The following is a 13598-nucleotide window of genomic DNA, read 5'->3' as shown; positions in this document are numbered from 1 at the left end:
TATTACTTAATATCAAGTTTTACACCAAACATGAATGTACGAGATTGAGGATAACCGCCGAAATCTTCGCCTGCCTCAAGTGTTGAGGCTCCTCTATAACTAACTTCCGGATCATATCCTCTGTACTTCGTCCATGTCAATAGGTTTTGTCCTGTTACATATAAACGTAGGCCTTGAATATGTTTCATGTTTATCTTAGGGAAACTATAAGACAATGAGAGAGTTTTTAGTTTCAAATAAGAACCATCTTCTATAAATCGATCACTTGCCAATATGGCTCTGTTTGTTGTCGCCTTTGGATAGATATTACTCGGATTCTCCGGAGTCCAGCGATTTACCATGTCTGCGTAAGCATTTTGTCCACCTGTTGGATTCTCCAATTCCATGGCATTGTAATTAAGAATCTTATTCCCATAGGAATATTGCAAGAATACATTAAGTTCAAAACCCTTATAAGCAAACGTATTCGTTAATCCTCCGAAAAATTTAGGATTAGCATCTCCTAATATTTCTCGGTCATTAGCGGCATCAACCTTCCCATCGCCATTTAAATCCTTATATCTACGCAAACCAACCCCAATTGGAGAAGCTGAAGAGGTTTGTTGCTTACACTCTTCCTCATTTTGGAAAATGCCATCAAAACGATATCCATAGAAAACACCTATAGGTTCACCAGCAATTAAGCGGCGTACAGAACCCGTTTTTATATGTCCATCACCTTCTGCCATCTCCTTATAGTCTTCTCCTCCTAATTCAAGCACTTTATTTCTATTAAAAGATATATTAAATGCGGTTGTCCAGCTAAAAGGACCTGTTAAATTATCACTTTCTATAGATAATTCATATCCTTGATTTTCTATACTCCCTATATTTTTCAACATGGTTTGATATCCGGATGTAGCAGGAACAGCGACACTATACAGTAAGTCTGTTGTTTTTTTCTTATAATAGTCTGTCGTAATACGTACTCTATTATTGAATAAACCAAGATCTAAACCAATATCAAATTGTCCGGTACGTTCCCATTTCAGATCAGGATTAGGAATCTTATTGGGGAAGAAACCAGATACAAGTTGATTGCCTAAAATCCAATTACTTGTCCCTAACGTAGCCAAAGATTCATATACTCCAATCTCCGTATTTCCTGTAAAACCATAGCTAGCTCTTAACTTCAGGTTGGAAATTGTCTCTTTTACTGGCTCCATAAAAGCTTCTTCTGATATACGCCATCCAGCAGACGCGGAAGGAAAGAAACCATATTTATTGTTTGCCCCAAAACGAGAGGAACCATCAACACGGGCATTCACGGAGAATAAATACTTATGCTTCAATGTATAATTAACACGTGCTAAATACGACATCAAACTCCATTGCATGGCGTTGGATTCAGGTTTGTTATAAACCGAGCCGGCACCTAAATTGTTATATTCCATTACATCATTCACGAAATTGGAGGATGAGGCCATTACATATTCCGTATTGTTTTTTTGCATCGTAAAACCTCCAAGTAAATTCAAATCATGATCTTCCGCAAATGTTTTATTCCAAGTCAATGTGTTTTCATTTAGCCAATTTATACTTTTGTTTATTCCTATTTGAGCGGTTGCGGTTCCATTTGCTTGATAAATAGTGGACGGTGTATATCGGTTTGTTTTGTGGTACATAATATCAGTACCTAGAGAAACCTTTAAGCGAAGATCCGGGATAATCTCCCATTGCGCATAAATATCTCCAAGTAAACGAGAAGTCGCATTGTTGAATTTTCGTTCTTTTGCGGTCGCAACTGGATTTGGAACTAATATGCCTGGAACATTAACTTGAGTATACGCACCTGTTAACTCATCCTCATACACAGGTTGTATCGGATTCATTCTTAGCGCACCGGAAATGGTACCATCTTCTCCTCCTGTGTCTGTCGCTACGGAATTACTAATTGTATGGCTGGCGGTCATGTGTGTTCCCACGCTAAAATTCTTGAATATTTTACGATCTAAATTCAGGCGTATGGAATAACGCTTGAAATCAGAGTTGATGACAATTCCCTTCTGATCTGAGTAATTGCCCGATATTGCATATTGTGTCTTCTCGTCACCACCCGAAAAACTTAATTGATATGTTTGCGTACTTCCTCCACGAAATATCTCGTCTTGCCAATCCGTCCCATTACCAATCTTTGCGATCTCAGATAAAGCCGTAGCATCATAATAGGGTTTTAATCCATCATTTGTATAAGCCTCATTCACTAATTTCGCATAATCTTGCGCATTCATGACATCTATCTTCTTGGATACGTTTGATATTCCAAAACTTGCCTCAAAAGAGATAATATCCCGTCCCTTTTTACCGCTTTTCGTTGTAATCAACACGACACCATTTGCCGCACGTGCTCCATAGATCGCCGTGGCGGCGGCATCTTTCAAGATCTCTATAGACTCAATATCTGATGGGTTTACAGTAGATAGACCACTCATCTGTGTCTTACCCCCCGTATTACCGAAACCACTACCACTATAAACAGGGAAACCATCGATAACATATAGAGGCTCGTTTCCTCCTTGCAAAGAACTACTGCCACGTACCCGGATAGAAGCTACGGCTCCCGGCATACCAGAGGTTTGTATTACTTGCACACCAGAGGCACGCCCTACCAAGCCTTGATCGATAGAAGTCATGGGCGTTTGCTGTAATTCCGCTGTTTTAACAGAGGATACAGAACCAGTCAAATCACTCTTCTTCACAGAACCGTAGCCAATGACAACAACCTCATCAATATTTTGGGTATCCTCTGTTAGTTGGATTTTAAGGGAATGTTGTTTGCCAATTTTCACCTCTTTGGTCATATAGCCAATATAGGATATCAAAAGTATATCCTTTTCCGATGCGTCTAAACTGAAACGTCCGTCCATATCGGATATGCTACCCGTAGAGGAACCTTTTACGACGACATTAGCGCCAATGATAGGTATGTTCGCTTGATCGGTAATGATACCTGTGATCTTACCATCCTGCTGGTTCATCCGAGGCCGTTCATTTTTCTTGTAGATTATGATATGTTTATCATCAATCGTATAAGACAAGCCTTGTTTATCAAGAATACCATGCAATATTTGGTTGATGCTTTGTCTATCTGCCTTCACAGAGATTTTCTCATTGAGATTAATCTCATCATTCTTGTACCAGAAGGAGTATTCACTTTGATGTTTGATCTCTTCAAGCGCCTCCGAGATAGTAACATTGTGCAGATTCAATGATATTTCCGCTACTTGAGAGTAACCCGTTTTCGCGGATGCGCAAAATAAGCTGAGCATACATAGTACAACAGATAGTCTCATGATGTTATATGTTTTTTTTAGGTTAACATTAGGCATATAATGCCTTGTGTGTGAAATTAATTTCATACTTTTGCAATGATTTAAAGTTTGTAATTGTGTTGCGATAATTCAGACTTGAGTCTTTAGAAACGGAAGATGTTGGTAGCATTTTCCGTTTCGCATCTTTCTCCATTCTCTTTTTTCTATTTCATAGGCATATCGATTTAAAGTTTAAACTCATTGGATTTATTTTTTCGAGATCGTAATTTGATCCCCTTCTATCTCATATCTTATAGGTCGATTAGCGGTCATGACTCGGAGTATTTGGTCTATGTTCTCTCCTCGTACGAAATCACCGGTGAAAGCAGCCTTTCTCAAGTCATCCCCGAGTATCTGGATTCTCACGTTAAAGCTCCTTTCCAGTTGCTTAGCGATTTTCTCTAGTGGATAATTGGTGAAATAGAATTTACCACAAACCCACGCCGTATAACTTTGTAATCTCACCTCTCTCTTGATAAAGCGATGTGAGGCTTTCATATATTTTATTTGCTGTCCCGGCATTATCTGGATGAGATTTTTAGTGTCAAGTCCGACACCGACTTTCCCTTCCGCTAAAGTCACCTCTATATTATCATCGTCATCATAGGCCTTCACATTAAACTTCGTTCCTAATACTTTCACCTTAACATTTTCAGCGCTAACGATAAAGGGATGCTCCTTGTCGTGCGATACCTCGAAGAATGCCTCACCGTTCACCTTTACCTCCCTCTGCCCGGAGACGAAAGCTGCCGGATAACTCAATGTTGTACCGGCATTGAGGATCACTTTCGTGCCGTCAGACAGGACTACGGAGGATCGCATTCCCATCGGATTCACCATCTCTATCATTTGGCTGTTCAGTTTCTTGTAACCTTCATGGAAAGAGATATAATTGGAGATGCCGAACAAAAGCGTGACGGAGGCGGCGACCGCAGATATTCTCAACCAAAACCTTCTGCGCAAGCTGCGTTCGATACGGTTGTTGACCTCAAGGAAGATATCTTCCCTCATTTCGTCACCCATTTGCTTTATGATCTCTTTTCTTGTCTCCATATTTCGTCTTTCTTATAATAAGGAGTAAGGATCGGTGAAATTCGTTTAAAGAGAAAGACATTTTTTTTAAAATGTTTGAAATATGTCCTAGATGCATAAAACATCCAAATAATTGTCGTGTAGAAAGTCATTTTCACCTAGTATTACTCCCTTCTGTGTAGAATATATACTTTAAGTGCTATAGGATATATACTTCAAGTGCTTTGGAATATATACTTCATTGGCTAATTTGATTTTATTGGAAAATGGATATTAATATGAAAACAAACGAAATATCAGGAAAATCCGATTTCAACCGTTTTATTAACTTCTCCACCGCAATCTTCATTTGCACTCGGACCGTACTCTCTTGGATGGATAGGATTTTAGCGACCTCCTTGGTACTTAATCCTTCCTCACGGATCATCAAGAATATTAGGCGACATTTTTCGGGAAGCTCATCAATTGCTAGATTAAGAAGTTCCCGCATTTCTTGCGATTCCAACATACCCTCAGGAGTAGCTTCTTCCTCTGGTTCAAATGAGCATAACTGATCCATCTGGATTTTATTGACACTATTGCTTCTTGAAATATGACGAAGCGCTTCGTTGCGTACCGTTATATACAAGTAAGTATCTATATTGTCTATCTCTTTTAAGCGTGCTTTTGATTTCCAAATGGAAAAGAACACGTCGGACACGACCTCCTTGCAAGCCTCTTTCTCTCCAAGGCAATAATACGCAAAACGGAATACCTGATCGTAATACAAATTATAAAAGTGCTCAAATGCCCCTCTGCCGTCTGAAGAAACAGAGGATAACAAGTTCATAATATTTTGTTTAGATACTTTCATGCCCTTTTATACTTAGAGAAAAAGCGGGTTGTCGCCCACACTTCGTAAGGTATCGCCAGAGACCTATGCACACGTAGACAAGCAACCCGCAGATATAGCGAGGGCTTGTGCCTTGTGTGCTGTTAAAACTGGCGATTTCAACGAAGTAAGGCACTTCCAAAATTTTCACGATACAAATATAAGGTTTTTATCACATTTAAATCTCTTTAAAGCGTACTATTGATTTCTGTGAGATCATTATCTTTGTACGAAACATATCGGTGAAATTATGGACGAGAAAGTGCTCGAGAAATTGAAAATCTTGGCCGAGTCGGCAAAATATGACGTATCCTGCGCTTCCAGCGGAACCTCCCGTTCGCATAAGAGCGGGGCTATAGGAAGTGCCGCGGGATGGGGCATTTGCCATAGTTTCGCTGAGGACGGACGGTGCATCTCGCTTTTAAAGATCATGCTGACGAATTATTGTATGTATGATTGCGCCTACTGCATCAACCGGCGAAGTAATGATTTGCCGAGGGCTACACTCTCCGTTACCGAGTTGGTGAATCTTACGATCGAGTTTTACCGGCGTAATTACATTGAAGGATTGTTTTTAAGCTCCGGCGTGGTCCGAAACCCGGATTACACGATGGAACGGTTGGTGAGAGCCATCAAGGATTTGCGCCTCGTACATCACTTCAATGGATACATACATATGAAGAGTATCCCCGGAGCCAGCCAAGAATTGGTAAATGAGGCTGGGCTTTACGCCGATCGTTTAAGCGTGAATATAGAGATCCCGAATGAGGCGAGCTTGCGGACTCTAGCTCCGGAAAAGGATTTTAAAAGCGTATTTGCCCCTATGCGTTATATCCAACAAGGTGTATTACAAAGCGCCGAGGAACGCAAGCGTTTCCGGTATGCCCCACGATTCGCTCCCGCCGGGCAAAGCACGCAGATGATCGTTGGCGCTACGGCGGATACCGACAAGGATATACTTCGTCTATCATCGGCCTTATATCAGAGACCTACGATGAAGCGTGTTTACTATTCGGGATTCATTCCGGTAAATGCGTATGATAACCGTCTTCCGGCACTTACCACGCCTCCGCTGGTCCGTGAGAATCGTTTATATCAAGCGGATTGGTTATTGCGTTTTTATCAATTCAAGGTAGATGAGATTGTCAATGACGCATATCCGGATCTGGATCTAGACGTGGACCCGAAGTTGGCTTGGGCCCTGCGGCATCCGGAAGTCTTCCCGGTAGATATCAATAAAGCGGATTACGAGATGCTTCTTCGGGTTCCGGGAATTGGCGTGAAATCGGCAAAGATCATAATCGTTTCCCGGCGTTACGCTAATCTCGGTTCAGAGCAGTTGAAGAAAATAGGAGTGGTCATGAAAAAGGCTAGCTATTTTATTACTTGCCGGGAACTCCCGACGCAGACCGTGAATGAGGTCAGCCCTGAAACCGTCCGGCAACTATTGACGAGAAAGAGCGGAAAGAAAGTAGACGATCGGCAGCTTATACTGCCTTTTATAGATTAACGCCTGTTTTATAAGAAGGATTGATAATGATTATATTTGTTTACGACAAGACTTTTGAGGGATTGCTTACCGCCGTATTCGATGCCTATTCCCGCCGGACTTTTCCGGATTTGTTATTAGCCGAGGGCGAGCCATTTCCATTGTTCTATGACGAGGCGATCCGGATTTATACGGACGACCGGAAAGCAGAACGGGTATGGAAAGGGCTTGAGAAGAAAATCTCCAAGTCTTCTCTTTCCGGGTTGACGGTAACTTGGTTGTCGGAATTACCGGAAGTAGACCTGTTGTTATTCAGATATATCCGCAAAGCGATCGATGCTCCAGCTACGATTGAGTTCAATCTTGGTGACCCGGACATATTGGAAACGGCCAAGATCTGGAAGAAAGTAAACAACGAACGCTTGCGAGTGATGCAATTCTTTCGTTTCCAAAAAGCGGCGGATGGAACTTACTTTGCCGCCATCGCACCTATATATAACGTATTACCTTTGGTATTACCTTATGCGCAAGACCGTTTCGCTGATCAGCAATGGCTCATTTACGACTTAAAAAGAGAGTATGGATATTATTATGATCTTAACGATACGATAGAAGTCCGTTTCGAAGAGAAAGATTCACACTTATTGACCGGATTGCTCAGTGAGGATATCATGGATAAGGATGAGAAACTTTTTCAAAGTATGTGGAAAGAGTATTTTAAGTCTATCGCTATCAAGGAGCGTTTAAACCCACGGCTTCATCGCCAACATATGCCGGCTCGTTTTTGGAAATATATGCCGGAGAAGAGATAATAGTATAATTGCTATTAATCAGCCAATTACAGTTTTTGTTAATTTCATTATCGAAAAACTAAAGTTTTTTCAGCAGGAAACTAGAGTTTCTCCATTGGAAAACTTTTGTTTCATCTAAGGAAAACTAAAATTTCGTGCTATAGAAAAAAATGTTTCTCTCATATAAAACCAGCCTGTTATTTAACGAAAAAGGGATGAGCTTAATATCAAGTCCATCCCTTCTTATTACAATCAACACGTTTCTCTTATAGCTCACGAATCCAGATATTACGGAAGCTGATCGGCTCGCTAGGATCGCCATGGCTCTGTAGGATGATAGGGCCTGCGCCATGTTTCTTCACTTGTGGGAAACCGATCCACTCTGTCGTACCCAATATCGTCGTATGGTTCTGCAAAACCACGCCGTTCTGGATAACCGTTACGGTTGGATGCGTGCGATAAGAACCATCTTCCTTGAAAGTGGGGGCGGTATAAATGATATCGTACACGTTCCATTCGCCCGGTTTACGCATGGCGTTGGCCAAAGGAATGGATTGTTTGTAGATACTACCCGTCTGGCCGTTCACGTAAGTCGGGTTATTGTAGCAGTCTAACACTTGAACCTCATACATCCCTTGCAGGAAAATACCGCTGTTACCTCTCGACTGGCTCTCTCCAGTGATATTCGTCGGGACCTGCCACTCGATGTGCATCTGGAAATCGTTGAATTTCTGTTTGGTCTGGATATCACCTTTCTTCTTGTTTACGGTAAAAACGCCATCATGTACATCCCATTCGGCCGCACCACCTTTTACGCTCTCCCAAGCGGAAAGATCCTTGCCGTCAAACAAAACGATAGCGTCGGAAGGAGCCGTGAAACCTCCACCTTTTAAATCTGTACCCGGAGTGACTACCGGCGGAACAGGTTCGTAAAACTCGGACATCTCATGCGTGATACCCGCATAACCTGTAGGCATCTTGAACTCTTTTTTCTTGTCTTGAGCGACAACGGTAACGCAACCCGCTAAAGCGAAAGCCGCAACTGTAAGCAATCTTTTGTTCATGGTCTAAAATGATTTATTAGTTAGTTAACATTTCTTGCTGCAAATATACCGTTTTTTGCCGAGACTGATAACGATTTGTCAGAAATCTTATTGATTATGATCAAATAATCTTTTCTCGGCCAACTGCTCAAACTTGGTGTTCGGACGACCGTAATTGCAATACGGATAAATACTTATACCGCCTCTCGGTGTGAATATACCAGTAACTTCGATATATTTCGGATCCATTAATTTTATCAAGTCCTTCATGATAATATTCACGCAATCCTCATGAAACGCCCCATGGTTGCGGAAGCTGAATAAGTAAAGCTTCAAGCTCTTGCTCTCTACCATTTTCACGTCGGGGATATAATCGATATGAATCGTAGCGAAATCCGGTTGTCCGGTAATCGGGCAGAGACTGGTGAATTCCGGGCAATTAAACCGTACCCAATAATCATTTCCTTGATGCTTGTTCGTAAAAGCCTCCAATACCTCCGGAGCGTAATCCTGTTTATATACGGTAGAGCCACCTAATAAATGCAACTCTCCTTCTTGTTTTCTCTCGTCCATTTCTTTCATTTACTTTTGATTCTCTTCTTTCCTTTTCAGATATTTCTCCAATCCGTCCTTACGAAGTTTGCAAGCCGGACAATGCCCACATCCCTCAGCCATAACACCGTTATAGCAAGTCAGCGTCTGCGTACGTACTAGATCAAAGACGCCCAGCTCGTCCGACAATTCCCAGACTTCGCTCTTATCCCGGTCCATAAGTGGGGTATGAATTACGAATTGCTCATCCATCGCCAGATTTAATGTTACGTTAAGAGAACGCACGAACGTATCCCGGCAATCCGGATAACCACTATAATCAGCCTCGGAGACACCCGTTACCAAATGATAAATCCCCTTACCACGGGCTAAGATAGCGGCGAAAGTAAGGAATACCATATTACGGCCGGGCACAAACGTATTCGGATAGCTATCCTCCGGCTTCTCTTGATCCATCTCTATGCTCGCATTCGTAAGCGAGCAATTGGGATCTAACTGGCTGATAAGCGATACGTCCAATAACTGAAAAGGTACGTCCGCATCCGCAGCGATCTTTCGAGCGACCTCTATTTCCAAGGAATGTTTCTGTCCGTATGTGAAGCATACGGCCTCTACACGTGAAAAATGCTTCTTCGCCCAGAAAAGGCAAGTTGTGGAATCTTGTCCACCCGAGAAGCATACCAAAGCGGCATCTTGTTGTTTCATATCTTTCTTGTTTTTAATACGTGGTTTAGCAAGCACACGGAAAAGACATCTTTTCAGCCACAAAGATACGCTTTTTTTTTTAATTCTTTCGAGCGGCGATAAGCAACATCATCGGACGGCGAAGTTCGTCTCGCATCCCGGGAACCGTATCCAGCATCGATTCGTCCGGTTGAGGCTCCACCAGATGGGTGATACAGAAACCCGCCTTGATCAACCCGTTCACGTAAGTCGTAAGTGTCTTATGATATTTGGTTACATCCTCTCCCAAAAAACGAGCATGCCGGACTCCCTCTTGAAAATAATGATCCACCGGCCAATGCGCAGGTTTCCCCTCCGAATCGTAAATCCAATCTTGATTGCCATAAGCAGTAAAAACGGGATGTTCCACAGAGAAGACAAAGACACCCTCTTCCGTTAAACATTTATATACCTCTGTACAAACCGTATCGAACGACTCGAGATAATGGAATGTCAAGGAGCTGATCACGATGTCAAAAGAATTTGGAGCAAAATCAAAATCCTCGATTGCTATTCTTTTATATTCGATCAACGGGGAGGAATTTATCTCCCGTGCCTTGTCTAACATCTTCCCGGAAAGGTCAATGCCTAAAGCGAAGGTCGCCCCTCGCTCTATGGCATATCGACAATGCCAGCCAAAACCACACCCTAAATCCAATACACGCTTTCCGTTAAAATCAGGCAACATCTTCTTTAGCTCATGCCATTCTCCTGCTCCTCTCAGCCCTTGTACAGAGCGAGACATCTGACTGTATTGACTGAAAAAGCGTTCATCATCATACTTATTTTCTTTCATATTATATATTGTAGGGATATCTTGGCCGAAGATACTTATTTTTCGTAGATACCGACATGATTTCCTTCGCTATCTTCTAAAACGGCGAAGTATCCTTTATTTTCCGCTTCAATCTTTGTCTTGGGTATAATAATTTTACCCCCTTTATCCAATACTTTAGATAAAGTGTCCTCGATATCTTGGCTATTAAAATGGATTAAGATACCATCCGGCGAAGGTTGATAACTAGGAGCGTAGAACAAAGCCCCAACCACTTCTCCTTGCTCGATAAAACAAGCCATCTTCTCTGTCTCACACTCGAAAACCGATAGTTTTAACCCCAAAATAGTTTCATAGAAATTGATCGCTCGATAAAAGTCTACAGTTGGAATCTCGAAAAAAGCAATTAAATTGTTCATTTTGTTTTCTTTTTATAGTTACTGTTAATGTCCTCGCGAAGACATCACAAAAGTAGAGCGTATCGTATCTATAGGATAGAAGAAAAAGGACATCTTGATCACTCCGAGAAATAATCAGAATAAGGAGCGCATAAGGAAAGATACTCTGTGGGTGTATAGCCGGAAAACAGCTTAAACTCTTTTATCATATGTGACTGATCTGAAAACCCACATTCATAAGCTAGTTGAGCGAATGAAATGGATGGATTCTGTTGTACCTTAAATAAAGCCCGTTGCATCCTAACGACACGAAGAAACTCTTTGGGCGTAGCTCCTACATAATCTAAGAAAATGCGGTTGAACTGTTTAGAACTTAGGCATGCGGTTTCAGATAACTCAGAAATATTAGTTTTCGCTTGTTCATTTATTTGATGGAGGACTGCGGATATTCGCTTTAAGTTATATTCATAGCCTTCAAACCTATAAAGACGGTGAATCAAAAACTGCTCGATCAAGCGGATGCAAGTTTCATGATCATCAGCCTCTATCACTTTTCTGGATAATATTGATAATTCCAAATCTTCTATAGCATCCACCGCTATAAGTTCTCCATAAAAGAACTTAAGGGGAAGTTGAAGGATGGCTCTTGCCGCATACGGCTGAAAAACAACCGTGATCATTTCAATCTTTCCGGCTGACATCACATCTGAAAAGTTGAGGCATTGCCCACAGATGAACGCTTGAGGCTGCGATTCTTTTTTTCCTACTAATAAAAGCCTTTTACCCCTATGAAATACTAATTGTATGCAGCCCGTTGGTAAAGTCCGTTCAGATACAGAAACATCCGCGCCATCTTCCAGTATCCAATAATATCTTACATAAGGAGTTAATATATGAATAGGCTTTATTATTTTAAATGACTGCATCTTATAGAATTTAATTTATCGGGGCAAAGGTAAATAAGCCCTAATCAATTCTATAGTAAAAAAGAGACATTTTATATAATACTGCGACATTACGCTTCAATCAACTATTTTGGGGTATATTCAAAACTGTAGTATGCTTGATTTCATTAAGCACAAAAGAGCTTTGCATCTTCACGATGCCATGAACCTTGGTTAATTTCTCGAACACAAATTGATTATAGGCATCTAAATCCTTAAGAACCACTTTGACAAAGAAATCATAAATACCTCCCGTCGAGTAACATTCCATTATTTCATCGATATTCCGTATTTCTTCTTTGAAGCGTTCGATATGCTCATCATCGTGTACAGCTAAAGATACATTACAGAAAATGATCAAGGGTAATCCTATTTTTTATTGTCGACCAATGCCACATATCCTTTTATATATCCTTCGTTTTCTAAACGTTTGATTCGTTCGTAAATAGGAGTCTTAGAGATATGAAGTTTCTCAGAAAGCTCTTTTGCATTGATCTTCGCGTCCTTTTGCAAAGAATGAAGAATTTCAATATCTGTCTCATCAAGTAGTGCCATAGTTTTTTTTCCTGTTTTATTTGATTTAATATCCCCGAATTAGAATTATAGAATGCAAAACAGGACAAAAATAGGAAAATTATCGTATTTAAGCTTGACGTATAGGAAAACAATCTTCTTTAAATAACTTTGCAGCAAATAAAAATCTAATTCTAACACAATTATGTTTAAAAGTAAAGATCTTCTGTATCATAGTATCGCCATATTGACAGTCATTATATGGGGAACAACGTTTGTCTCCACAAAAATACTGATTAATACAGGATTATCACCGGTTGAGATATTGTTATACCGTTTCGTGCTTGCGTATTTTTGTATTTTGACTATAGCGCATCGACGGTTGTGGGCTAATTGCGTAAAAGATGAATTCTTATTGTTCTTGTCTGGATTATGTGGTGGTTCCCTATACTTCATAGCGGAGAATACGGCACTGGGCATCACATTGGCTTCCAACGTTTCATTATTGATTTGTACAGCACCGATCATTACAACGGTATTGTCTCACCTATTTTATAAAGAATCTCTTAGGAAAGGACTGTTATATGGATCTTTAGTTGCCTTATTTGGAGTCGGATTAGTTGTTTTCAACGGCAGTGTTCTTTTAAAAGTAAATCCACTTGGTGATTTTCTCACTTTAGTTGCCGCTACGATGTGGGCTTTTTACTGCCTTATCCTAAAGCGTTTGAGTCGTTCTTATCCCACCTTGTTTATTACACGCAAAGTATTTTTCTATGGGATACTTTCTCTTTTCTTCTATTTTGCGATCTACCCTTTAAATATCAAACTAGAGTTATTGAAACTGCCAGTCGTATATTTAAATATATTATTTCTGGGTGTCATCGCCTCAATGCTTTGTTATATCATGTGGAATACGGCAGTCAGAGCCCTCGGAGCATCAAAAACAGCCAATTATATTTACATTGTCCCTCTGGTCACCTTGATAACTTCTGCGATTTTTCTATCAGAAACTATTACGATAGCTTCTGGTATTGGCGCTTTAGCCATTATTAGTGGAGTTTATATCGCAGAGAGGTAAAAATAAAGAAGGGTTACTCATATGAGTAACCCTTTGATT

Annotated in this window: 12 protein-coding genes and 1 pseudogene; 3 read left to right on the top strand and 10 right to left on the bottom strand. The window is 40.8% G+C overall.

Annotation, left to right across the window (positions count from 1 at the left end):
* Nucleotides 1–2 precede the first annotated feature (2 nt).
* From CI960_RS02750 to CI960_RS02740, 3 genes are all read right to left on the bottom strand, one after another.
* A complete protein-coding gene (locus CI960_RS02750; protein WP_094582208.1) occupies nucleotides 3–3308 on the bottom strand; it encodes a TonB-dependent receptor in 3306 nt (1101 codons plus the stop codon).
* A 249-nt stretch (nucleotides 3309–3557) separates the two neighbouring features.
* On the bottom strand, nucleotides 3558–4403 hold the full coding sequence (locus tag CI960_RS02745; RefSeq protein ID WP_094582206.1) for a FecR family protein: 846 nt from the start codon (nucleotides 4401–4403) through the stop codon (nucleotides 3558–3560).
* 235 nt (nucleotides 4404–4638) lie between these two features.
* The gene (locus tag CI960_RS02740; protein WP_094582204.1) at nucleotides 4639–5235 is read right to left on the bottom strand and encodes an RNA polymerase sigma factor; all 597 of its coding nucleotides are present in this window, start codon (nucleotides 5233–5235) and stop codon (nucleotides 4639–4641) included.
* Nucleotides 5236–5503: 268 nt separating this feature from the next.
* On the opposite strand from CI960_RS02740, the gene CI960_RS02735 reads away from it, so the two are divergent.
* Nucleotides 5504–6763: a putative DNA modification/repair radical SAM protein gene (locus tag CI960_RS02735; RefSeq protein WP_005868650.1), complete on the top strand. Its 1260-nt coding sequence runs from the start codon at nucleotides 5504–5506 to the stop codon at nucleotides 6761–6763.
* 26 nt (nucleotides 6764–6789) lie between these two features.
* Nucleotides 6790–7554, top strand: coding sequence for a TIGR03915 family putative DNA repair protein (locus CI960_RS02730; protein ID WP_094582202.1), 765 nt, complete (start codon nucleotides 6790–6792; stop codon nucleotides 7552–7554).
* A 245-nt stretch (nucleotides 7555–7799) separates the two neighbouring features.
* Here the strand turns inward: CI960_RS02730 and CI960_RS02725 are convergent, their stop codons facing one another.
* The 7 genes and pseudogenes from CI960_RS02725 to CI960_RS02695 all read right to left on the bottom strand — a co-directional run bounded on the left by CI960_RS02725 (nucleotide 7800) and on the right by CI960_RS02695 (nucleotide 12523).
* Nucleotides 7800–8597, bottom strand: a complete 798-nt coding sequence (locus CI960_RS02725) for a DUF1080 domain-containing protein (RefSeq protein WP_008772537.1) — start codon at nucleotides 8595–8597, stop codon at nucleotides 7800–7802.
* A gap of 87 nt (nucleotides 8598–8684) precedes the next feature.
* On the bottom strand, nucleotides 8685–9149 hold the full coding sequence (queF, locus tag CI960_RS02720; protein WP_005868655.1) for a preQ(1) synthase: 465 nt from the start codon (nucleotides 9147–9149) through the stop codon (nucleotides 8685–8687).
* Between the two features lie 9 nt (nucleotides 9150–9158).
* On the bottom strand, nucleotides 9159–9833 hold the full coding sequence (queC, locus tag CI960_RS02715) for a 7-cyano-7-deazaguanine synthase QueC (RefSeq protein WP_005858432.1): 675 nt from the start codon (nucleotides 9831–9833) through the stop codon (nucleotides 9159–9161).
* A 79-nt stretch (nucleotides 9834–9912) separates the two neighbouring features.
* Entirely contained in the window at nucleotides 9913–10647 is a 735-nt protein-coding gene (locus CI960_RS02710; protein WP_094582200.1) for a bifunctional 2-polyprenyl-6-hydroxyphenol methylase/3-demethylubiquinol 3-O-methyltransferase UbiG, read from the bottom strand.
* A gap of 35 nt (nucleotides 10648–10682) precedes the next feature.
* Nucleotides 10683–11045 carry a VOC family protein gene (locus CI960_RS02705; RefSeq protein ID WP_005858428.1) on the bottom strand — a complete coding sequence of 121 codons (363 nt, stop codon included), beginning with the start codon at nucleotides 11043–11045 and terminating at the stop codon, nucleotides 10683–10685.
* A 98-nt stretch (nucleotides 11046–11143) separates the two neighbouring features.
* The gene (locus CI960_RS02700; RefSeq protein WP_094582198.1) at nucleotides 11144–11950 is read right to left on the bottom strand and encodes a helix-turn-helix domain-containing protein; all 807 of its coding nucleotides are present in this window, start codon (nucleotides 11948–11950) and stop codon (nucleotides 11144–11146) included.
* A 100-nt stretch (nucleotides 11951–12050) separates the two neighbouring features.
* Nucleotides 12051–12523: pseudogene (locus CI960_RS02695) on the bottom strand (Lrp/AsnC family transcriptional regulator).
* A 163-nt stretch (nucleotides 12524–12686) separates the two neighbouring features.
* Here CI960_RS02695 and CI960_RS02690 point away from each other — a divergent pair.
* Nucleotides 12687–13559, top strand: coding sequence for a DMT family transporter (locus tag CI960_RS02690; RefSeq protein ID WP_005858422.1), 873 nt, complete (start codon nucleotides 12687–12689; stop codon nucleotides 13557–13559).
* Nucleotides 13560–13598 lie beyond the last annotated feature (39 nt).

It is taken from the genome of Parabacteroides sp. CT06, from assembly GCF_002257605.1.
Taxonomy (GTDB): domain Bacteria; phylum Bacteroidota; class Bacteroidia; order Bacteroidales; family Tannerellaceae; genus Parabacteroides; species Parabacteroides distasonis.
This window is presented reverse-complemented; position numbering and strand designations above follow the sequence as displayed.

Bases quoted from the DNA above. Each gene is read 5' to 3' on its own strand.
- queC (WP_005858432.1), bottom strand. From the start codon at position 9,833: ATGAAACAACAAGATGCCGCTTTGGTATGCTTCTCGGGTGGACAAGAT.
- CI960_RS02740 (WP_094582204.1), bottom strand. From the start codon at position 5,235: ATGAAAGTATCTAAACAAAATATTATGAACTTGTTATCCTCTGTTTCT.
- CI960_RS02750 (WP_094582208.1), bottom strand. From the start codon at position 3,308: ATGCTCAGCTTATTTTGCGCATCCGCGAAAACGGGTTACTCTCAAGTA.
- CI960_RS02690 (WP_005858422.1), top strand. From the start codon at position 12,687: ATGTTTAAAAGTAAAGATCTTCTGTATCATAGTATCGCCATATTGACA.
- queF (WP_005868655.1), bottom strand. From the start codon at position 9,149: ATGGACGAGAGAAAACAAGAAGGAGAGTTGCATTTATTAGGTGGCTCT.
- CI960_RS02725 (WP_008772537.1), bottom strand. From the start codon at position 8,597: ATGAACAAAAGATTGCTTACAGTTGCGGCTTTCGCTTTAGCGGGTTGC.
- CI960_RS02700 (WP_094582198.1), bottom strand. From the start codon at position 11,950: ATGCAGTCATTTAAAATAATAAAGCCTATTCATATATTAACTCCTTAT.
- CI960_RS02730 (WP_094582202.1), top strand. From the start codon at position 6,790: ATGATTATATTTGTTTACGACAAGACTTTTGAGGGATTGCTTACCGCC.
- CI960_RS02705 (WP_005858428.1), bottom strand. From the start codon at position 11,045: ATGAACAATTTAATTGCTTTTTTCGAGATTCCAACTGTAGACTTTTAT.
- CI960_RS02745 (WP_094582206.1), bottom strand. From the start codon at position 4,403: ATGGAGACAAGAAAAGAGATCATAAAGCAAATGGGTGACGAAATGAGG.
- CI960_RS02735 (WP_005868650.1), top strand. From the start codon at position 5,504: ATGGACGAGAAAGTGCTCGAGAAATTGAAAATCTTGGCCGAGTCGGCA.
- CI960_RS02710 (WP_094582200.1), bottom strand. From the start codon at position 10,647: ATGAAAGAAAATAAGTATGATGATGAACGCTTTTTCAGTCAATACAGT.